This window comes from Agrobacterium sp. (assembly GCF_059499945.1).
On record NZ_JCABZP010000024.1, the window covers coordinates 1 to 19,314 of the forward strand.

The window sequence follows — 19,314 nt, forward strand, 5'->3', positions numbered from 1 at the left end:
CGATCGTGCCAATGTTGACGTGCGGCTTATTGCGCTCGAACTTGCTCTTTGCCATTAGTGGCTCTCCATTCTTGTCCCTTGACGGGAATAATCTTCAAAATTCGGTGGGGCGTACCCCGATCACTTCTGACCGGAGTACTTTGCCTGGATTTCCTGCGCCACGTTCGACGGAACCGGCGAATAGTGGTCGAACGTCATCGAGTACTGTGCACGGCCCTGCGACATGGAGCGCAGGTTGTCGACGTACTTGAACATGTTCGCGAGCGGAACATGCGCGTTGATGACGACGGCGATACCACGGCTTTCCTGGCCCTGGATCTGACCACGACGGGAGTTCAGATCGCCGATAACGTCACCGACATAGTCTTCCGGCGTTACGACTTCGACCTTCATCATCGGCTCGAGAAGCTGTGCGCCAGCCTTCTTCGCTGCTTCACGGAAGCAGGCACGCGATGCGATTTCGAAGGCGAGAACCGACGAGTCAACATCGTGGAATGCACCGTCGACCAGCGTCGCCTTGACGCCGAGCATCGGGAAGCCAGCCAGCGGACCGGAAGACAGAACGCTTTCGATACCCTTCTGAACGCCCGGGATGTATTCCTTCGGAACAGCACCACCGACGATCTTCGATTCGAACTTGAAGTCTTCGCCTTCGGGGTTCGGTTCGAAGATGATCTTCACGCGAGCGAACTGACCGGTACCACCGGACTGCTTCTTGTGCGTGTAGTCTTCTTCGTGCTGACGCGTGATGGTTTCGCGGTAGGCAACCTGCGGAGCGCCGACGGTAGCTTCAACCTTGAACTCGCGACGCATACGGTCAACGAGAATGTCGAGGTGAAGTTCGCCCATGCCTGCGATGATCGTCTGACCGGATTCTTCATCCGTCTTGACGCGGAACGAAGGATCTTCAGCAGCCAGACGGTTGAGCGCGAGGCCCATCTTTTCCTGGTCGCCCTTGGTCTTCGGCTCGATCGCGATCTGGATGACCGGCTCAGGGAATTCCATGCGCTCGAGGATAACCGGCTTCAGCGGATCGCAGAGCGTATCGCCAGTGGTGGTTTCCTTGAGGCCAGCCAGAGCAACGATGTCGCCGGCAAAGGCTTCTTCGATGTCTTCACGGCTGTTGGAATGCATCTGCAGCATACGGCCGACGCGCTCGCGCTTGTCCTTGACCGTGTTGATGACAGACGTACCCTTTTCGAGTTTGCCCGAGTAGATACGTGCGAAGGTCAGCGAGCCAACGAAGGGGTCGTTCATGATCTTGAACGCGAGCATGGAAAGCGGCTCGCTGTCATCGGCATGACGCTCGATTTCGGCTTCGGTCTTGAAGTCGATGCCCTTGATCGCGGGAATGTCCAGCGGCGAAGGCAGGTAGTCGACGACGGCGTCGAGAAGCGGCTGAACGCCCTTGTTCTTGAACGCGGTACCGCAGAACATCGGGTGGAACTTCACGTCGATGGTGCCGCGACGAACGAGCGCACGGATCTTCTCGTTGTCGGGCATGATGCCGTTCAGGTAGTCTTCCATCGCTTCTTCGTCGATCTCGACAACGGTCTCGATCAGCTTTTCGCGATATTCGTCAGCCTTGGCCTTCATGTCTTCAGGAATTTCGACGACGTCCCACTGAGCGCCGAGCGATTCGTCGCGCCAGATGAGTGCGTTCATCTCGATCAGGTCGATAACGCCCTTGAACTCGGTCTCAGCGCCGATCGGCAGCTGCATGACAACGGCGATGGCGCCGAGACGGGTCTTGATCATTTCTACCGAGCGGTAGAAGTCAGCGCCGGTCTTGTCCATCTTGTTGCAGAAGATCATGCGCGGAACATGATACTTCTCGGCCTGGCGCCAGACGGTTTCCGTCTGCGGCTCAACACCGGCGTTGGCGTCAAGCAGCGCGATGGCGCCGTCGAGAACGCGCAGCGAACGCTCAACCTCAATGGTGAAGTCGACGTGGCCGGGGGTGTCGATGATGTTGAAGCGGCGCATCTTGCCGTCGCGACCCTTCCAGAAGGTCGTGGTGGCAGCGGAGGTGATGGTGATACCACGCTCCTGCTCCTGTTCCATCCAGTCCATCGTGGCTGCGCCATCGTGAACTTCACCGATCTTGTGCGACTTACCGGTGTAATAAAGGATACGCTCGGTGGTCGTCGTCTTGCCGGCGTCGATATGCGCCATGATACCGAAATTGCGGTAGTCTTCGATTTTATATTCGCGAGCCATAATGGACTGCCTTTCGATATGCGACCGGTTAAGATTACCAGCGGTAATGCGAGAATGCGCGGTTGGCGTCGGCCATCTTGTGCGTGTCTTCGCGCTTCTTGACAGCAGAACCGCGGTTGTTCGCAGCGTCCATGAGTTCGCCGGAAAGGCGATCGACCATGGTCGTTTCGTTGCGCTTGCGGGCAGCCGTGATCAGCCAGCGAATAGCGAGAGCCTGACGGCGCTCGGGGCGAACGTCGACGGGAACCTGATAGGTGGCACCACCAACGCGGCGCGAACGCACTTCAACGTGCGGAGCAACGTTGTCGAGGGCGGAGTGGAACACGCCGAGCGGCTCCTGCTTCGTCTTGCCCTGAACGACGTCGAACGCGCCGTAAACGATGCTTTCTGCGACCGACTTCTTGCCGTGAAGCATGATGGCGTTCATGAACTTGGTGACGACCAGATCGCCGAACTTCGGGTCCGGGTTGATCTCACGCTTTTCTGCACTATGGCGACGGGACATATTTTTTGTCTCTCAATGTTATTGACGCTTTACCACGCGGAGAACCTCGCGCAGCGCCGGAATTTGTTAAACCCGAATTACTTCGGACGCTTCGCACCGTACTTGGAGCGGCGCTGCTTGCGGTTCTTGACGCCCTGGGTATCGAGAACACCGCGGATGATGTGGTAACGCACACCCGGCAAGTCCTTTACGCGGCCGCCGCGGATCATGACCACGGAGTGTTCCTGAAGGTTGTGACCTTCGCCCGGAATGTAACCGATGACTTCGAAGCCGTTGGTGAGGCGGATCTTGGCAACCTTACGCAGAGCCGAGTTCGGCTTCTTCGGGGTCGTCGTGTAAACGCGGGTGCAAACACCACGCTTCTGCGGGTTTTCCTGAAGAGCAGGAACCTTGTTGCGCTTTACCTGTGCCTGGCGAGGCTTGCGGATCAGCTGGTTTACGGTAGGCATATAACCATCCCTTGCAAAAACTACTTAAGCCACCCTCACGGGTGGCGGCTATGCCGTTGCCGGCGACGATGCACGCATATATCCTCATGCGCAAAACGTGGCCCGATCCGGTTTCACGGATGGACCACCAAGAGCAGAGGACACCGGATGAGGCGTCTTGCGTGCAACATTCGTGTCTTCTACGTGCAATGGAGACCCGTTTGAGATGATGTTCGGGAAAAAGCTTTCCGAACGGCCAGCACCCACAGAGGCTCCGATGGCGGGCGTACTACTGTTTTAGCCAGCTTTCGTCAAGGGCGAATCCGCATTTTGCCCGCGCGCCCGCGGCCACGAAGCCCGCGTCCGGGCCATTTCCAGCCAGCTTTAACATAAGTCGGCGCAGAAGGTTGCGATTTCGACCTCCACGCTTTGGCTTTTCATAAAATCCGTCTATTGATTCCCTGTGGCGAGCCGGAGCAGCGCCGCCACGGGCGGAACCGATTCCATCGGCCCCCATTACAGCAACGAATGATCAAGGAACCGCGTCATGAGCACCCTCCCCGACAACGACAACGGACGCGAAGAGCCGATGGTCTTCATCGTCATCGGCAAGGCCTATGAGCACGACAATTCCGAAGGCATCGACATCCACGTCATTTTGCGGGCGCCGGACGACGATACCGCCGTGCGCGAAACGCTGAACGCGCTTTCCGAGGAAGGCTTCATCGAAGCGGACCTCGACCAGATCGGCATGCTGACCGAAGTTCCCGATGAAGAGCCGCACGCTTCCGCCTATCAGGGCGCGCTCGAAGGCGAAGTCGCCATCATCCGTTTCGCCTGAGGCGCAAATCCATGGCGGTAAGACGGGTCGTCGCCAATATAGAAACGCCCGACCCAGCGCGGGCGAAGGCGTTTTATTGCGATATTCTCGGCATGCCCGTCGCCATGGATCACGGCTGGATCGTCACCCATGCCAGCCCGCTCGAAGCAAGAGCACAGGTCAGCTTCGCAAGTGAAGGCGGCTCCGGCAATGATGTGCCGGACCTTTCGATCGAGGTTGATGATTTCGAGGAGGTCCACGCCAGAATCCTGAAGGCCGGGCTGCCCATCGAATACGGCCCCGCCGTCGAGGCATGGGGCGTACGCCGCCTTTTCGTGCGCGACCCCTTCGGCAAACTTATCAATATATTAAGTCACTCATAGATTATATACTTTTAATACAATAGTATTATTTCTTTATCCGTTGAACAATACCAAAATATGAGCTTACAATAGTACCGGCGCAAAATTCCGGTGGCGGGTTGGATAATATATCTTCAGCAGACATTATCGATGACATTTACGAGGCGGCACTTTTCCCTGATCGCTGGGCTGAGGTCATAGAGACAATCGGTAACCGCCTGGATTTCTGGGGCGGTGCGCTTACCTGGGGCAAGGGTGAGGAAGAGGCATGGCTCTTTACCCCCAATCTGCAGGACGTGATGCAGGCCTTCATGGAAGGCGGCTGGAACAGGCGCAACGATCGCCTAACCCGCGCAATCCGCGAAGGACAGTTTTCCTTCGTACAGGATTTTGACGTCTTCACCCATGACGAATGGGCCGGATTGCCGATCGTGCGTGACTTCCTGATGCCGCGCGGATTGGGATATGGCGCGGCAACGCAGATTGCGCCACCGGATCATCCGGAAATGACAGTGCTTTTCGAACGCAAACTCGATAGCGGCGTCATCGGGCCGGAAACCATGGCGGCGCTGGGCCGGCTGAGGCCACACATTGCCCGCAGCCTCACCCTCGCAACCCGGCTGCAGCGACAGAAGGCCGACGCCATGACGCTCGGGCTGAACGCCATAGGCGCGCCAGCGGCGGTGCTACAGGCGAGCGGGCGTATCCTCTCCGCAAACGACATGTTTCTCTCTCTCAGGAAATGTATTTCCACCCGTGCCCGCGACAGGATCGTGGTGTCAGACGAAAGAGTAAACCGGCTGCTCTATAAGGCGCTCGCCGGAGATAATGCCGGCTCTTTCCCCCTCCCGACCGGCGAAGATCGGTCCTGCATCCTCCACGTCATACCGCTGCGCAGGAACGCACTGGATTTGTCCCCGAAAGGTTCCGCCATCGTGCTGATATCGCAACCCATGGGCACCATCACCGATGCAACGTCACTGTTAAAAGGGCTATACGATCTCACCAAGCGCGAGGCCCGCGTGGCTCTGGAAATCATGAAGGGGCTCTCGCTTCCCGCCGTGGCGAAGCAATTGCAGATTTCCCATGAAACGGTGCGCAGCAACGCCAAGTCGATCTATGCGAAGACTGGCAGCACCGGCCAAACTGATCTCGTTCGCCGGCTCTCCGTTCTCACCCGCTATAACATCCGCGAACAGAGCTGACCCTCGCCGCGCGGCTGAAGATAATCTCAAAGACAAATCGTAAAATCGCGCTGACTCGCCGGTGGCTTCCACACAAACAAAAACGCCCGGATTGCTCCGGGCGTTTCCATTGAACCTTTGGCGGGGCTTCGTAAAGCCCCTGCCCTGTCTGACCTTATTCGGCGGCCGGAGCCTGGTCCGTCATGTCCTGCAGCATCTGGTTCGCAGAGCCTGCACCCGTACCCTTGCGGCGTTCCTCGAGGATGAGGTCGTCGCGCGAGGTGGCGATGCGGCGGATCTGCGTCATGGTGCCGCCGGTACCGGCCGGGATGAGACGGCCGACGATGACGTTTTCCTTGAGGCCCTGCAGCGTGTCCGTCTTGCCGGCGATCGCAGCTTCCGTGAGAACCTTGGTGGTTTCCTGGAAGGATGCGGCCGAGATGAAGGACGGCGTCTGCAGCGAAGCCTTGGTGATGCCGAGCAGAACCGGCTCGCCATAGGCAGGCTTCTTGCCTTCTTCGATCAGGCGGTCGTTGTTGTCGTCAAGCTCGATGCGATCGACGTTGTCGCCAACGATGTACTGGCTGTCGCCAGCATCGGTGATTTCAACCTTCTGCAGCATCTGGCGAACGATCACCTCGATGTGCTTGTCGTTGATCACAACGCCCTGCAGTCGATAGACTTCCTGGATTTCGTTCACGAGGTAGGAAGCCAGAGCCTCCACGCCCTTGATCGCCAGAATGTCGTGCGGCGCCGGGTTGCCGTCGAGAATGTATTCGCCCTTCTCGATGTAGTCGCCTTCCTGAAGATGGAAGGGCTTGCCCTTCGGGATCAGGTATTCGACCGGCTCGACGCCGTCTTCCGCAGGCTCGATCATCACGCGACGCTTGTTCTTGTAGTCGCGGCCGAGGCGGATCGTACCATCAATCTCGGCGATGATGGCGTGATCCTTCGGACGACGTGCTTCGAACAGTTCGGCAACACGCGGCAGACCACCGGTGATGTCCTTCGTCTTGGCGCTTTCCAGCGGCGAACGTGCAAGCACGTCACCCTGGGAGACCTTGGAACCCGGCTCGACCGACAGGATGGCATCCACGGACAGATGGAAGCGAGCTTCGCCACCACGGCTAAGCTTCGCCACAGCGCCGGAAGCGTCCTTGATGATGATCGCGGGCTTCAAGTCCGAACCGCGCGGCGTCGAACGCCAGTCAATGACCTGACGCTTGGTGATGCCGGTGGATTCGTCGGTCGCTTCCAGAACGGAGAGACCGTCGACGAGGTCTTCGAAGTGAACGGTACCTTCCACTTCCGTCATCATCGGACGGGTGTAGGGGTCCCACTCTGCAAGACGCTGGCCACGCTTAACCTTGTCGCCATCATCCACGAAGATCTTCGAACCGTAAGCGACACGCTGCGAGGAACGTTCCGCGCCGCGCTCATCAAGGATCGTAACGGACATGTTACGACCCATGGCGATGAGAACGCCTTCCGAGTTCCGCAGGATGTTGCGGTTCTTGATCTGGATCGTGCCTTCATACGACGCTTCGAGGAACGACTGGTCGACCACGTTCGCCGTACCGCCAAGGTGGAACGTACGCATGGTGAGCTGCGTACCCGGTTCACCGATCGACTGTGCGGCGATGACGCCAACGGCTTCGCCCATGTTGACAGGCGTACCGCGTGCAAGGTCACGACCGTAGCAGACGCCGCAGACGCCGATCTGCACTTCGCAGGTCAGAGCGGAGCGGATGCGAACGGACTGGATGCCCGCCTTTTCGATGGCGGCCACATCGGCCTCATCGATAAGCGTGCCGGCCTTGACGATGTTCTCGCCGGAAACCGGATGATCGATATCGTCTAGAGCCGTACGGCCGAGAATACGTGCGCCAAGCGAGGCAACAACCTGACCGGCATCGACGATGGCGGTCATGGTGAGGCCCTTGTCGGTACCGCAATCCACGGAGTTGACGATGCAATCCTGCGCGACGTCGACGAGACGACGGGTAAGATAACCCGAGTTCGCGGTCTTCAAGGCGGTGTCTGCGAGACCCTTACGGGCACCGTGGGTCGAGTTGAAGTACTCGTTAACGGTCAGGCCTTCCTTGAAGTTCGAGATGATCGGCGTCTCGATGATTTCACCCGACGGCTTCGCCATCAGGCCGCGCATGCCGCCAAGCTGACGCATCTGGTTCGGAGAACCACGGGCGCCCGAGTGGGACATCATGTAGATGGAGTTCATCGGCTTCTGGCGGCCCGTTTCCGGATCGAACTCGACAGCCTTGATGCGTGCCATCATTTCTTCGGCGACCTTTTCGGTAGCCTTGCCCCAGGCGTCGACAACCTTGTTGTACTTTTCGCCCTGGGTGATGAGACCATCGTTATACTGCTGTTCGTATTCCTTCACGAGAGCTTCGGTGTCACCGACGATCTTCACCTTGCTGTCCGGAATGACCATGTCGTCCTTGCCGAACGAAATGCCGGCGCGGCAGGCATGGGCAAAACCGAGCTGCATGATGCGGTCGCAGAAGATGACCGTGTCTTTCTGGCCGCAATGGCGGTAGACCGTGTCGATCATCTTGGAGATGTTCTTCTTGGTCATTTCCTGGTTGCAGACGTCGAAAGGCACGTTGACGTTCTTCGGCAGAAGTTCGCCAATCAGCATACGGCCAGGGGTCGTTTCATGGATCTTGGAAACCGGCTTGCCGTCGGCATCCACGGTCTTGAAGCGGCCACGGATCTTGGCATGCAGCGTCACGACCTTGTTTTCAAGCGCGTGATGCAGTTCGCCGATATCCGAGAAGGCCATGCCTTCGCCCGGCTCGTTCTGGTTCATGATCGACAGGTAATACAGGCCGAGAACCATGTCCTGCGAAGGAACGATGATCGGGTGGCCGTTTGCCGGATGCAGGATGTTGTTGGTCGACATCATCAACACGCGCGCTTCCAGCTGGGCTTCCAGCGAAAGCGGAACGTGAACAGCCATCTGGTCACCGTCGAAGTCAGCGTTGAAGGCCGTGCAGACGAGCGGGTGCAGCTGGATGGCCTTGCCTTCGACCAGCATGGGTTCGAAAGCCTGGATACCCAGACGGTGCAGCGTCGGTGCGCGGTTCAGGAGAACCGGATGCTCGCGGATGACCTCGTCGAGGATATCCCAAACTTCAGGCTTTTCCTTTTCAACCAGCTTCTTGGCCTGCTTGACGGTCGAGGAGTAACCCTTGGCGTCGAGGCGGGCGTAGATGAACGGCTTGAACAGCTCGAGCGCCATCTTCTTCGGCAGGCCGCACTGGTGCAGCTTCAGTTCCGGACCGGTCACGATGACCGAACGACCGGAATAGTCGACGCGCTTGCCGAGAAGGTTCTGGCGGAAACGGCCCTGCTTGCCCTTGAGCATGTCGGAGAGCGACTTCAGCGGACGCTTGTTGGCACCCGTGATGACGCGGCCGCGACGGCCGTTATCGAACAGCGCATCGACGGATTCCTGCAACATACGCTTTTCGTTGCGGATGATGATGCCAGGCGCACGAAGCTCGATCAGGCGCTTCAGACGGTTGTTACGGTTGATGACGCGACGATAGAGATCGTTGAGGTCGGACGTCGCAAAACGGCCGCCATCCAGCGGAACCAGCGGGCGCAGGTCCGGCGGAATGACCGGAACGACCTTCATGATCATCCATTCCGGACGGTTGCCGCTCTCCATGAAGTTCTCGACGATCTTCAGGCGCTTCATCAGCTTCTTCTGCTTGAGATCAGACGTGGTCTCAGCAAGTTCCGCACGCAGGTCGCCGGCGATCTTTTCGAGGTTCATCGAAGCCAGCATCTCATAGATGGCTTCAGCGCCGATCATGGCGGTGAACTGGTCTTCGCCGAATTCGTCAACGGCAATCATGTACTCTTCCTCGGACAGAAGCTGGTTCTGCTTCATCGAGGTGAGGCCCGGTTCGGTGACGATGTAGTTCTCGAAATAGAGAACGCGTTCGACATCCTTCAGCGTCATGTCGAGCAAGGTCGAGATACGCGAGGGAAGCGACTTCAGGAACCAGATATGGGCAACGGGCGCTGCGAGCTCGATATGGCCCATGCGCTCACGGCGAACGCGCGACAGCGTCACTTCAACGCCGCACTTTTCGCAGATGATGCCCTTGTACTTCATGCGCTTGTACTTGCCGCACAGGCATTCGTAGTCCTTGATCGGTCCGAAAATGCGCGCGCAGAAAAGACCGTCGCGTTCCGGCTTGAACGTACGGTAGTTGATGGTTTCCGGCTTCTTGATCTCGCCGTAGGACCACGACAGGATTTTTTCCGGCGAAGCGATCGAAATCCGGATGGAATCGAAATGCTGCGCAGGCACCTGAGGATTGAAAAGATTCATGACCTCTTGGTTCATGCCTTGTCTCCTTGAGAGGCTAGCTGCTGCCCCTGTTTGCATCTGGACCGGCTTCTTCCCGGGTCACCGTCCAGAGCTTTAAATACGGATTAACCGCACAATGCGGCGAAAGTGTCCCTCGGCAACCGCAGGCTGCCGGAGGAACCGGCAGGCGCCTAAAAGGCGCCCACCTCTCTCAATTTTATTCCGCTGCGTCGGGCAGCTGATCCTCGGACTGGTTCTCGACCTTCGAGTTCTCCAGTTCGACCGAAAGGCCGAGCGACCGCATTTCCTTGACGAGAACGTTGAAGCTCTCCGGAATGCCGGCCTCGAACGTGTCGTCACCACGGACGATCGCCTCGTAGACCTTGGTGCGGCCCGCCACGTCGTCCGACTTGACGGTGAGCATTTCCTGCAGCGTGTAAGCCGCGCCGTATGCTTCCAGAGCCCAGACTTCCATTTCCCCGAAGCGCTGTCCGCCGAACTGCGCCTTGCCGCCCAGCGGCTGCTGGGTAACGAGCGAGTAAGGACCGATCGAGCGAGCGTGGATCTTGTCGTCAACAAGGTGGTTCAGCTTGATCATGTACATGTAGCCGACGGTGACCTTGCGGTCGAACGGCTCACCGGTACGACCGTCATAAAGGACGGACTGGCCGGATTCATGCAGACCTGCCTTCTTCAGCATCGCGGCGACGTCAGGCTCATGCGCACCGTCGAAGACCGGCGTCGCGATGGAAACACCGCGCTTGGCTTCTTCGGCAAGCTTGACCAGCGATTCGTCATCAAAGCGCTGCACCTCATCATGCGATTCACTCGCATAGATTTCGGTGAGCTCGGTGCGAAGCTCGCTGATGTCCATCGTCTTGCGATACTCTTCGAGCATCTCGCCGATCTTCTTGCCCATGCCTGCGCATGCCCATGCGAGGTGGGTTTCGAGGATCTGGCCGACGTTCATGCGCGAAGGCACGCCGAGCGGGTTCAAGCAGATGTCGACATGCGTGCCGTCTTCGAGGAACGGCATGTCTTCGACCGGAACGATACGCGAGACGACGCCCTTGTTACCGTGACGGCCGGCCATCTTGTCGCCCGGCTGGATCTTGCGCTTCACAGCAACAAAGACCTTGACCATCTTCATGACGCCCGGAGGCATTTCATCGCCGCGCTGGACCTTTTCGACCTTGTCCATGAAGCGCTGTTCAAGGCGCGACTTGGATTCGTCGTACTGGCCGCGAAGCGCTTCCAGTTCGGACTGGGCCTTCTCGTCTTCGACTGCAAACATCCACCACTGCGAGCGGGGATATTCGGAGACGACGGCGTTGGAAAGCTCGACGCCCTTCTTGAAGCCCTTCGGACCAGCGATGGAAACGTGGCCACGCAGCATGTCGATCAGGCGGCCGTAGACGTTACGGTCAAGGATTGCCTGTTCGTCGTCGCGGTCCTTCGCCAGACGTTCGATCTCTTCGCGCTCGATTGCCATCGCGCGCTCGTCCTTCTCCACACCGTGACGGTTGAAGACGCGGACTTCGACGACCGTACCGAACGTGCCCGGAGGCATGCGCATGGAGGTGTCGCGAACGTCGGAAGCCTTTTCACCGAAGATGGCGCGCAGAAGCTTTTCTTCCGGCGTCATCGGGCTTTCGCCCTTCGGCGTGATCTTGCCGACGAGGATGTCGCCCGGCTGAACTTCCGCACCGATGTAAACGATACCGGCTTCGTCGAGGTTCTTCAGCGCTTCTTCCGAAACGTTCGGAATGTCGCGCGTGATTTCTTCCGGACCAAGCTTCGTGTCACGCGCCATCACTTCGAATTCTTCGATGTGAATGGAGGTGAACACGTCGTCGGAAACGATACGCTCCGACATCAGGATCGAGTCTTCGTAGTTGTAGCCGTTCCAGGGCATGAACGCGACGAGCGCGTTGCGGCCGAGCGCCAGGTCACCGAGGTCGGTCGACGGACCGTCCGCGATGATGTCACCCTTGGAGATGAGATCGCCGACGGCGACCAGCGGACGCTGGTTGACGCAGGTGTTCTGGTTCGAACGCTGGAACTTCTGCAGACGGTAGATATCAACGCCCGACTTGCCGGCATCGAGTTCTTCCGTAGCGCGGATAACGATACGCGTCGCATCGACCTGGTCGACGACACCGCCGCGGCGAGCTGCGATGGCAGCGCCGGAGTCACGGGCGACGATCGGTTCCATGCCTGTGCCGACGAACGGCGCTTCCGCCCGCAGAAGCGGAACGGCCTGACGCTGCATGTTCGAGCCCATGAGAGCGCGGTTGGCGTCGTCGTTTTCCAGGAACGGAATGAGAGCCGCCGCGACCGAAACGAGCTGCTTCGGCGAAACGTCCATCAGGTTGATGTTGTCGCGCGGTGCGAGCATAACTTCGCCCGAGTGACGGCAGACGACGAACTCTTCAGTGAAGGCGCCTTCGCCATCGAGTTCGGCATTGGCCTGTGCGACGTAGTACTTGGCCTCTTCCATGGCGGAGAGGTAGATAACGTCGGTCGTCACCTTGCCGTCGATGATCTTGCGGTACGGGCTTTCGATGAAGCCGTACTTGTTGACGCGGGCAAAGGTGGCAAGCGAGTTGATCAGACCGATGTTCGGGCCTTCCGGCGTTTCGATCGGGCAAATACGGCCGTAGTGGGTCGGGTGAACGTCGCGGACTTCGAAGCCGGCGCGCTCGCGGGTCAGACCACCCGGTCCAAGAGCCGAAAGACGACGCTTGTGGGTGATTTCCGAAAGCGGGTTCACCTGGTCCATGAACTGCGACAGCTGCGAGGAACCGAAGAATTCGCGAACGGCGGCAGCTGCCGGCTTTGCATTGATCAGGTCCTGCGGCATCACGGTGTCGATTTCGATCGAGGACATACGTTCCTTGATCGCACGTTCCATGCGCAGAAGGCCGAGACGGTACTGGTTTTCCATCAGCTCGCCGACCGAACGTACACGGCGGTTGCCGAGGTTGTCGATGTCGTCGATTTCGCCCTTGCCGTCGCGCAGTTCGACCAGCATCTTGACGACGGCGAGGATGTCTTCCTTGCGCAGCGTGCGCACGGTGTCTTCCGCATCGAGGTCGAGACGCATGTTCATCTTCACGCGGCCAACAGCCGAGAGATCGTAACGCTCTGCATCGAAGAACAGCGAGTTGAACATCGCTTCCGCGGAGTCCATGGTCGGCGGTTCGCCCGGACGCATGACGCGGTAGATGTCGAACAGCGCTTCCTGGCGGTTCTGGTTCTTGTCAACGGAGAGCGTGTTACGGATGTAGGCGCCAACATTGACGTGGTCGATGTTGAGAACCGGAATCTCGTCGAAGCCGGACTGAAGGATCAGGCCAAGCGTCTTCTCGTCGATTTCGTCGCCAGCTTCGAGATAGATTTCACCCGTCTCGTAGTTGACGATGTCTTCGGCCAGGAAGTTTCCGTAGAGGTCTTCGTCAGTCGCCTTAAGCGCCTTCAGGCCCTTGTCGACTAGCTGGCGGATAAGGCGCGGGGTCAGCTTCTTGCCACCCTCGACAACAACTTCGCCGGTGTCGGCGTCGATCATGTCGGTGATGACCTTGGCATTCTTCAGCGCGTCAGGCTGGAACGGGATACGCCAGCCGTCACCGGCGCGCTCGTAGGTAGCCTTGGTATAGAAGGTCGACAGGATTTCTTCGCCGTCCATGCCGAGCGCCATCAGGAGCGAGGTCACGGGCAGCTTGCGGCGACGGTCGATACGCGCATAGACGATGTCCTTGGCGTCGAATTCGATGTCGAGCCAGGAACCGCGATACGGGATAACGCGGGCAGCGAAAAGCAGCTTGCCGGAAGAATGGCTCTTGCCCTTGTCGTGATCGAAGAACACGCCCGGCGAACGGTGCATCTGCGAAACGATGACGCGCTCGGTGCCGTTGACGATGAACGTACCGTTATTGGTCATGAGCGGCATGTCGCCCATGTAGACGGACTGTTCCTTGATGTCCTTGATGGACTTCGCGCCCGTATCTTCATCGATATCGAACACGATGAGGCGCAGCGTCACCTTCAGCGGCGCTGCATAGGTCAGATCGCGCTGACGGCATTCCTCTACGTCGAACTTCGGCGCTTCGAATTCGTAGGACACGAATTCGAGCATGGAGGCGCCGGAAAAATCGGTGATCGGGAATACGGACTTGAATACGGCATTCAATCCCTCGTCGGGACGGCCACCCTTGGGCTCGTCAACCATGAGAAACTGGTCGTACGAAGCCTTCTGAACCTCGATGAGGTTCGGCATTTCCGCTACTTCTGGAATTTTGCCGAAAAACTTGCGTACGCGCCTGCGACCGTTAAACGAAAGGGTCTGAGCCATCGTCGCTCCTTTAAAAATTGCATCCGGGCCTGCAACGGACGGGAACCGATGGCCAGTCGATCCCGTCAAGCAATGGGTTTCATCAATCTCGTTCCACATCCCGGATCGATCAGGCCGGATTGCCTAGATGAGCCGGTTCGGAACCATTCTCTTGAAGAACCCATTACCCAAAAGCCATTTTCACGCGGCTTTTGGGTAATGAGTTTTAAAAACGATGACGACGGAAAGGGGCATGAAGCCCCTTCCCGCCAGCAATCGCAAGATTACTTAACGTCGACCTTGGCGCCGGCTTCTTCAAGCTTCTTCTTGAGATCAGCAGCTTCAGCCTTGGAAACAGCTTCCTTGACAGCCTTCGGAGCGCCTTCAACGAGGTCCTTGGCTTCCTTCAGGCCGAGGCCCGTGATAGCGCGGACTTCCTTGATGACGTTGATCTTGTTGGCGCCAGCGTCAACCAGGATCACGTCGAATTCAGTCTTTTCTTCTTCAACAGCAGCAGCAACGCCAGCACCGCCAGCAGCAGCAACAGCTACCGGAGCAGCAGCGGAAACGCCCCACTTTTCTTCGAGAAGCTTGGACAGTTCTGCAGCTTCCAGAACGGTCAGGGTGGAGAGGTCTTCTACGATCTTTGCGAGATCAGCCATTTTGATAGTTCCTTTTGTTCAGTTCGAACCAGTTTGAATATTTACAGCGAAAAACCGCCTTAAGCGGCTTCGTCCTTCTTGGCGTAAGCCGAGAACACCCGTGCCAGCTGGCTTGCAGGTGCGGCGACAACCGTAGCGACGCGAGTTGCCGGGGCATTGAGAAGGCCCAGCAGCTTTGCGCGCAGCTCGTCCAGCGAAGGCAGGGTCGCAAGCGACTTGACTGCTTCGGCGTTGAGCGTGGTTGCACCCATGGAACCACCGAGAACAACGACCTTGTCGTTGGTCTTTGCGAAATCCATGACGACTTTCGGAGCGATCATCGGGTCGACGCTGTATGCAATCAGCGTCTGGCCCTTGAAGAGATTTGTCATCCCTTCCGACTCCGTGCCCTGAAGAGCGATCTTGGCCAGGCGGTTCTTCGCGACCTTGACGGTGCCTCCGGCAGCGCGCATCTTCGAACGGAAGTCGTTCATCTGCGCAACGGTGACACCAGCATAGTGGGCCACGACAACCGAACCGGAAGCCTTGAAGACTTCGTTCAGCTCCGTGACGAATTCGCGTTTTTCCGCTCTTTCCACTGTCTGTCTCCAGTAGACGGGACCACATGATTGTGAACCCGTCGGGTTTGCCTTTGCCCCAAGGGACCTTTTTACAAAGATCCCGAGCGACGCTCGAGGATCCTGTCCCCCGCTCTGTCGCCGCAAACGGCTTCAGGCACAGGCACACCAGGTTCGAACCGGACAGTCAGGCATCAGCAGATACCTCAAATCCAGCCTCACCCGTCTCATGCAGGTTGAATGATTAAGGCCAGGCCCCGAAGGAAATGGCCACCCGCAATCTCGGACAGGAGTTCCGGGTTTCCCCGGAAATCTCCGGCTCCTGGGAGCCGGAAATTCTTTTATTCACACTTCCCTTGGGAAGCGCGAGAATTGATTAAGCCGTAACCGACGAAGGGTCGATCTTGACGCCCGGACCCATGGTCGAGGAAATGGCGACGCGCTTGACATAGTTGCCCTTGGCGCCAGCCGGCTTTGCCTTGATGACGGCATCGGCGAAAGCCTTGATGTTTTCCTCAAGAGCCTTGGCGTCGAACGAAGCCTTGCCAACGCCAGCGTGTACGATACCGGCCTTTTCGACGCGGAACTCGACAGCGCCGCCCTTGGACGCCTTGACGGCGCCGGCAACATCCATGGTCACCGTACCGACCTTCGGGTTCGGCATCATGCCACGCGGGCCGAGTACCTTGCCGAGACGGCCGACGAGCGGCATCATGTCCGGGGTCGCGATGCAACGATCGAAGTCGATCTTGCCGCCCTGAACGATTTCAACCAGTTCTTCTGCACCAACAACGTCAGCGCCAGCAGCCGTGGCTTCATCAGCCTTGGCGCCACGGGCGAAGACGGCGACGCGAACGTCACGGCCCGTGCCGTTCGGCAGGTTGACAACGCCACGAACCATCTGGTCCGCGTGGCGCGGGTCAACGCCGAGGTTCATCGAAACTTCAACGGTTTCATCGAACTTGGCGACAGCACGTTCCTTGACCATCGAAATGGCGTCGGTGAGAACGTAAAGCTTGTTGGGATCCACACCTTCGCGGATCTTCTGAATGCGCTTTGCTACCTTGGCCATGATCAACCTACCACTTCCAGGCCCATGGCGCGGGCGGAGCCCTCAACCATTGCCATTGCGCCTTCGATGTCGGCTGCGTTCAGATCCTTCATCTTGGCTTCTGCGATCGTCTTGACCTGAGCCTTGGTGATGGAGCCGATCTTGGCGCCCTTGCCAGGCGTCTTGGAACCGGAGGTGATCTTGGCTTCCTTCTTCAGCCAATACGTCATCGGCGGCTGCTTCATGACGAAGGTGAAGGACTTGTCCTGGTAATAGGTGATGACGACCGGAATCGGCATACCCTTTTCCATTTCCTGCGTGGCGGCATTGAACGCCTTGCAGAATTCCATGATGTTAATGCCACGCTGACCAAGTGCCGGACCGATCGGCGGGGACGGATTGGCCGCCCCGGCCTTTACCTGCAACTTGAGCTGGCCTGCAACTTTCTTAGCCATATCTCTCTGCCTTTCAATTCAAACCGGTTACCCGGCTTCCCTTAAGCCGGATTGCTCCGGCGGCTGCGGTTGCGTGGTGCGGCGCCCTGCTCCGGCTTAAAGAGCCAGTTTGCCTTCCACGCGCTTGGGGTCTTGCCCCGCCAATCAGACCTTCTCGACCTGATTGTATTCCAGCTCGACCGGCGTAGCGCGGCCGAAAATCGAAACTTCCACCTTCAGGCGCGAACGCTCTTCGTCGACATCCTGAACAACGCCGTTGAACGACGCGAACGGACCGTCGGAAACGCGAACCTGCTCGCCGATCTCGAACGAAACCGAAGACTTCGGACGCTCGACACCTTCCTGAACCTGACCGAGGATACGCTCGGCTTCATAATCGGGAATCGGAACAGGCTTGCTGTCCGAACCGAGGAAACCGGTAACCTTCGGCGTGTTCTTGATGAGGTGATAGGCCTCATCCGTCAGGTTGGCGCGCACCAGCACGTAACCTGGAAAGAACTTGCGCTCGCTGTCGACCTTACGGCCACGACGCACCTCGACAACCTTTTCGGTCGGCACGAGGATTTTCTCGAACAGATGAGAAAGACCCTTCTGACGGGCCTTCTCTTCGATCGACTCAGCGACCTTCTTTTCGAAATTCGAATATGCGTGAACGATATACCAGCGCGCTGCCATTTTTTTATTCTCCGTTCAATCCGTTACCGGCCGACGTTCAGCACGAGGCTAAGCACCCAGCCGATGAGCTGGTCAGCAGCAAAGAAGAACAGAGCCGCAAAAATGACCATCACCAGCACCATAGCCGTCGAAATCATGGTCTCGCGGCGCGACGGCCAAGTGATTTTTGACGCTTCGGCGCGAACCTGCTGCAGAAACGTAAACGGATTGGTTTTGGATGCCATTGACTGCCCACGCAATTACGGCGCGTAAAGCCGAACTAATCAGCCCCACGCACCGCGTGTCTGTTTTGACCTTACATAAACACCGATTCCACTTTTAACAAGAGGAAATCGACATTCGGCGAAATTCGCCGGAAATCCGGCCCCATCTGCCATGCAGCGAAAACCGCGCTTGCGAATGGAAAGTGGCAGGGGCAGAGGGGCTCGAACCCCCGACCTGCGGTTTTGGAGACCGCCGCTCTACCAACTGAGCTATACCCCTTCAGCACCTGAATCGGCCGCGAAATCGCTTGGCCAATTCGGTATGCGCTCCTTTAAGGTGCAGGGAAAGGAATGGCAAGTGTGTTTTTTGTTTTTTCCACTCCGCCCCCGAAAATCCTGCGCCTCTCAGGTTTTAACGTATTTCCGCCAGTCATGTTCTTCGCTGAAGCCCAGGACCTCGCGAATCTTGCGGTTGGAGATCAACCCCTCATGATCCCCGATCTCGCGGCGGAATTGCACGTCAGGGAAATAAGTCTGCGCAAGCTCGCGCGTGGGGACCGTCGCTGTCGCTGTATCATTGACGGCGTTGAAGACCTGATAACCGAGGCCGTCCTTCTCGATGCACAGATGGCAGATCTGGCCAAGATCGCGCGCATCGATGTAACCCCAGGCATTGCGTTTGCGCGTTTCCGGACGGGCGAAGAAGCCGGGAAACTTCTCATATTCATGCGGTTCGATGACATTGCCGATTCGCAGCGCGTAAATGTCGTATCCGCTTCGCTCGGCAAATGCCCGTGCCGTCTTTTCGTTCACCACCTTCGACAGCCCGTAGGAATCCATCGGATCGACATCATAGTCTTCCTCAAGCGGGAAATGGTGGAAATCCTTTTCACCCTCGGCAAAACAGACCCCGTAGGTGGTTTCGCTCGATGCGATGACGATCTTGCGGATACCAAGCTTCACCGCAGCCTCGATGACGTTGTAGGTTCCCATTGTATTGATGCGGAACGTCTCATTGTCGGGCTTTATCAGAATGCGCGGAACCGCGGCGAAGTGGATCACCGCATCATAGGGCAAAACACCCTTCCCGCTTTCGAGCTCTGCAAAGTTCCTGTGCATGGACAGGGCATTAAAGACCTGCCCGCTGTCGGTGATGTCGACAATGAGATTGGTGACGCTCGGCCTGTCGAGCGGAACGAGATCGATGTTGTGGACCTCATAACCCTTGTCGATAAGCCACGGGATCACATGCCTGCCGGCCTTGCCGGAACCACCGGTAAATAGAACGCGCTTCTTCATGATACTCCTCATCATCTCCCCGGCAACGAAGTAGCAGCCCGGACAGGGAGGCGAAAGCCACCCTCCCCTAACGCGCAATACAAAACAAAAAACCCCGCTGTCTCCAGCGGGGTTTCCGTCAAGCCTTTTCAGGCCCGAAGATTACTCGACGATCGAAGCCACGATGCCGGCGCCGACGGTACGGCCGCCTTCGCGGATAGCGAAGCGCAGCT

Annotated in this window: 16 protein-coding genes and 1 tRNA gene; 3 read left to right on the top strand and 14 right to left on the bottom strand. The window is 58.0% G+C overall.

The window, feature by feature from the left end; translation table 11 throughout:
• Positions 1 to 120: 120 nt before the first annotated feature.
• The 3 genes from fusA to rpsL all read right to left on the bottom strand — a co-directional run bounded on the left by fusA (position 121) and on the right by rpsL (position 3,174).
• Positions 121 to 2,220 carry an elongation factor G gene (gene fusA, locus AC5I5B_RS25930; protein WP_003507762.1) on the bottom strand — a complete coding sequence of 700 codons (2,100 nt, stop codon included), beginning with the start codon at positions 2,218 to 2,220 and terminating at the stop codon, positions 121 to 123.
• Positions 2,221 to 2,254: 34 nt separating this feature from the next.
• Positions 2,255 to 2,725 carry a 30S ribosomal protein S7 gene (gene rpsG / locus AC5I5B_RS25935; RefSeq protein ID WP_003507761.1) on the bottom strand — a complete coding sequence of 157 codons (471 nt, stop codon included), beginning with the start codon at positions 2,723 to 2,725 and terminating at the stop codon, positions 2,255 to 2,257.
• A gap of 77 nt (positions 2,726 to 2,802) precedes the next feature.
• On the bottom strand, positions 2,803 to 3,174 hold the full coding sequence (gene rpsL, locus AC5I5B_RS25940; RefSeq protein ID WP_003507760.1) for a 30S ribosomal protein S12: 372 nt from the start codon (positions 3,172 to 3,174) through the stop codon (positions 2,803 to 2,805).
• Positions 3,175 to 3,700: 526 nt separating this feature from the next.
• Between rpsL and AC5I5B_RS25945 the strand changes: the two genes are divergently transcribed.
• The 3 genes from AC5I5B_RS25945 to AC5I5B_RS25955 all read left to right on the top strand — a co-directional run bounded on the left by AC5I5B_RS25945 (position 3,701) and on the right by AC5I5B_RS25955 (position 5,540).
• Entirely contained in the window at positions 3,701 to 3,994 is a 294-nt protein-coding gene (locus AC5I5B_RS25945) for a hypothetical protein (RefSeq protein ID WP_003507722.1), read from the top strand.
• Positions 3,995 to 4,005: 11 nt separating this feature from the next.
• Positions 4,006 to 4,356, top strand: coding sequence for a VOC family protein (locus tag AC5I5B_RS25950; RefSeq protein WP_003507721.1), 351 nt, complete (start codon positions 4,006 to 4,008; stop codon positions 4,354 to 4,356).
• A 98-nt stretch (positions 4,357 to 4,454) separates the two neighbouring features.
• Positions 4,455 to 5,540 carry a helix-turn-helix transcriptional regulator gene (locus AC5I5B_RS25955; protein WP_111835059.1) on the top strand — a complete coding sequence of 362 codons (1,086 nt, stop codon included), beginning with the start codon at positions 4,455 to 4,457 and terminating at the stop codon, positions 5,538 to 5,540.
• 154 nt (positions 5,541 to 5,694) lie between these two features.
• Here AC5I5B_RS25955 and rpoC read toward each other — a convergent pair whose 3' ends face one another.
• The 11 genes from rpoC to AC5I5B_RS26010 form a co-directional block, all read right to left on the bottom strand.
• Positions 5,695 to 9,903, bottom strand: coding sequence for a DNA-directed RNA polymerase subunit beta' (rpoC, locus tag AC5I5B_RS25960; RefSeq protein ID WP_003507719.1), 4,209 nt, complete (start codon positions 9,901 to 9,903; stop codon positions 5,695 to 5,697).
• Positions 9,904 to 10,084: 181 nt separating this feature from the next.
• Positions 10,085 to 14,221 (bottom strand): DNA-directed RNA polymerase subunit beta, encoded by a 4,137-nt coding sequence (gene rpoB, locus AC5I5B_RS25965; RefSeq protein WP_003507718.1) that lies wholly within the window; start codon positions 14,219 to 14,221, stop codon positions 10,085 to 10,087.
• 263 nt (positions 14,222 to 14,484) lie between these two features.
• Positions 14,485 to 14,862 (bottom strand): 50S ribosomal protein L7/L12, encoded by a 378-nt coding sequence (rplL, locus tag AC5I5B_RS25970; RefSeq protein ID WP_003507708.1) that lies wholly within the window; start codon positions 14,860 to 14,862, stop codon positions 14,485 to 14,487.
• 59 nt (positions 14,863 to 14,921) lie between these two features.
• The gene (rplJ, locus tag AC5I5B_RS25975) at positions 14,922 to 15,440 is read right to left on the bottom strand and encodes a 50S ribosomal protein L10 (RefSeq protein WP_003507705.1); all 519 of its coding nucleotides are present in this window, start codon (positions 15,438 to 15,440) and stop codon (positions 14,922 to 14,924) included.
• A gap of 355 nt (positions 15,441 to 15,795) precedes the next feature.
• Entirely contained in the window at positions 15,796 to 16,491 is a 696-nt protein-coding gene (gene rplA, locus AC5I5B_RS25980; protein ID WP_003507704.1) for a 50S ribosomal protein L1, read from the bottom strand.
• Positions 16,492 to 16,493: 2 nt separating this feature from the next.
• Positions 16,494 to 16,925: a 50S ribosomal protein L11 gene (rplK, locus tag AC5I5B_RS25985; protein ID WP_003507702.1), complete on the bottom strand. Its 432-nt coding sequence runs from the start codon at positions 16,923 to 16,925 to the stop codon at positions 16,494 to 16,496.
• Positions 16,926 to 17,069: 144 nt separating this feature from the next.
• Positions 17,070 to 17,600 (bottom strand): transcription termination/antitermination protein NusG, encoded by a 531-nt coding sequence (gene nusG, locus AC5I5B_RS25990; RefSeq protein ID WP_003507690.1) that lies wholly within the window; start codon positions 17,598 to 17,600, stop codon positions 17,070 to 17,072.
• Positions 17,601 to 17,623: 23 nt separating this feature from the next.
• Entirely contained in the window at positions 17,624 to 17,824 is a 201-nt protein-coding gene (gene secE, locus AC5I5B_RS25995; RefSeq protein ID WP_003507689.1) for a preprotein translocase subunit SecE, read from the bottom strand.
• A 183-nt stretch (positions 17,825 to 18,007) separates the two neighbouring features.
• Positions 18,008 to 18,083 (bottom strand) — tRNA-Trp (locus AC5I5B_RS26000).
• A gap of 125 nt (positions 18,084 to 18,208) precedes the next feature.
• Positions 18,209 to 19,102: an NAD-dependent epimerase/dehydratase family protein gene (locus AC5I5B_RS26005; RefSeq protein ID WP_003507686.1), complete on the bottom strand. Its 894-nt coding sequence runs from the start codon at positions 19,100 to 19,102 to the stop codon at positions 18,209 to 18,211.
• Between the two features lie 141 nt (positions 19,103 to 19,243).
• The coding region (locus tag AC5I5B_RS26010) for an EF-Tu C-terminal domain-related protein (RefSeq protein WP_143541087.1) at positions 19,244 to 19,314 on the bottom strand (71 nt) is incomplete at its 5' end.

What these genes read in the sequence shown, in the direction of transcription:
- fusA (WP_003507762.1), bottom strand. Translation starts at nt 2,220, where the DNA reads ATGGCTCGCGAATATAAAATCGAAGACTACCGCAATTTCGGTATCATG.
- rplK (WP_003507702.1), bottom strand. Translation starts at nt 16,925, where the DNA reads ATGGCTAAGAAAGTTGCAGGCCAGCTCAAGTTGCAGGTAAAGGCCGGG.
- rpoC (WP_003507719.1), bottom strand. Translation starts at nt 9,903, where the DNA reads ATGAACCAAGAGGTCATGAATCTTTTCAATCCTCAGGTGCCTGCGCAG.
- rpsL (WP_003507760.1), bottom strand. Translation starts at nt 3,174, where the DNA reads ATGCCTACCGTAAACCAGCTGATCCGCAAGCCTCGCCAGGCACAGGTA.
- rplL (WP_003507708.1), bottom strand. Translation starts at nt 14,862, where the DNA reads ATGGCTGATCTCGCAAAGATCGTAGAAGACCTCTCCACCCTGACCGTT.
- AC5I5B_RS25950 (WP_003507721.1), top strand. Translation starts at nt 4,006, where the DNA reads ATGGCGGTAAGACGGGTCGTCGCCAATATAGAAACGCCCGACCCAGCG.
- rplA (WP_003507704.1), bottom strand. Translation starts at nt 16,491, where the DNA reads ATGGCCAAGGTAGCAAAGCGCATTCAGAAGATCCGCGAAGGTGTGGAT.
- rpsG (WP_003507761.1), bottom strand. Translation starts at nt 2,725, where the DNA reads ATGTCCCGTCGCCATAGTGCAGAAAAGCGTGAGATCAACCCGGACCCG.
- rpoB (WP_003507718.1), bottom strand. Translation starts at nt 14,221, where the DNA reads ATGGCTCAGACCCTTTCGTTTAACGGTCGCAGGCGCGTACGCAAGTTT.
- nusG (WP_003507690.1), bottom strand. Translation starts at nt 17,600, where the DNA reads ATGGCAGCGCGCTGGTATATCGTTCACGCATATTCGAATTTCGAAAAG.
- AC5I5B_RS26005 (WP_003507686.1), bottom strand. Translation starts at nt 19,102, where the DNA reads ATGAAGAAGCGCGTTCTATTTACCGGTGGTTCCGGCAAGGCCGGCAGG.
- AC5I5B_RS25945 (WP_003507722.1), top strand. Translation starts at nt 3,701, where the DNA reads ATGAGCACCCTCCCCGACAACGACAACGGACGCGAAGAGCCGATGGTC.
- secE (WP_003507689.1), bottom strand. Translation starts at nt 17,824, where the DNA reads ATGGCATCCAAAACCAATCCGTTTACGTTTCTGCAGCAGGTTCGCGCC.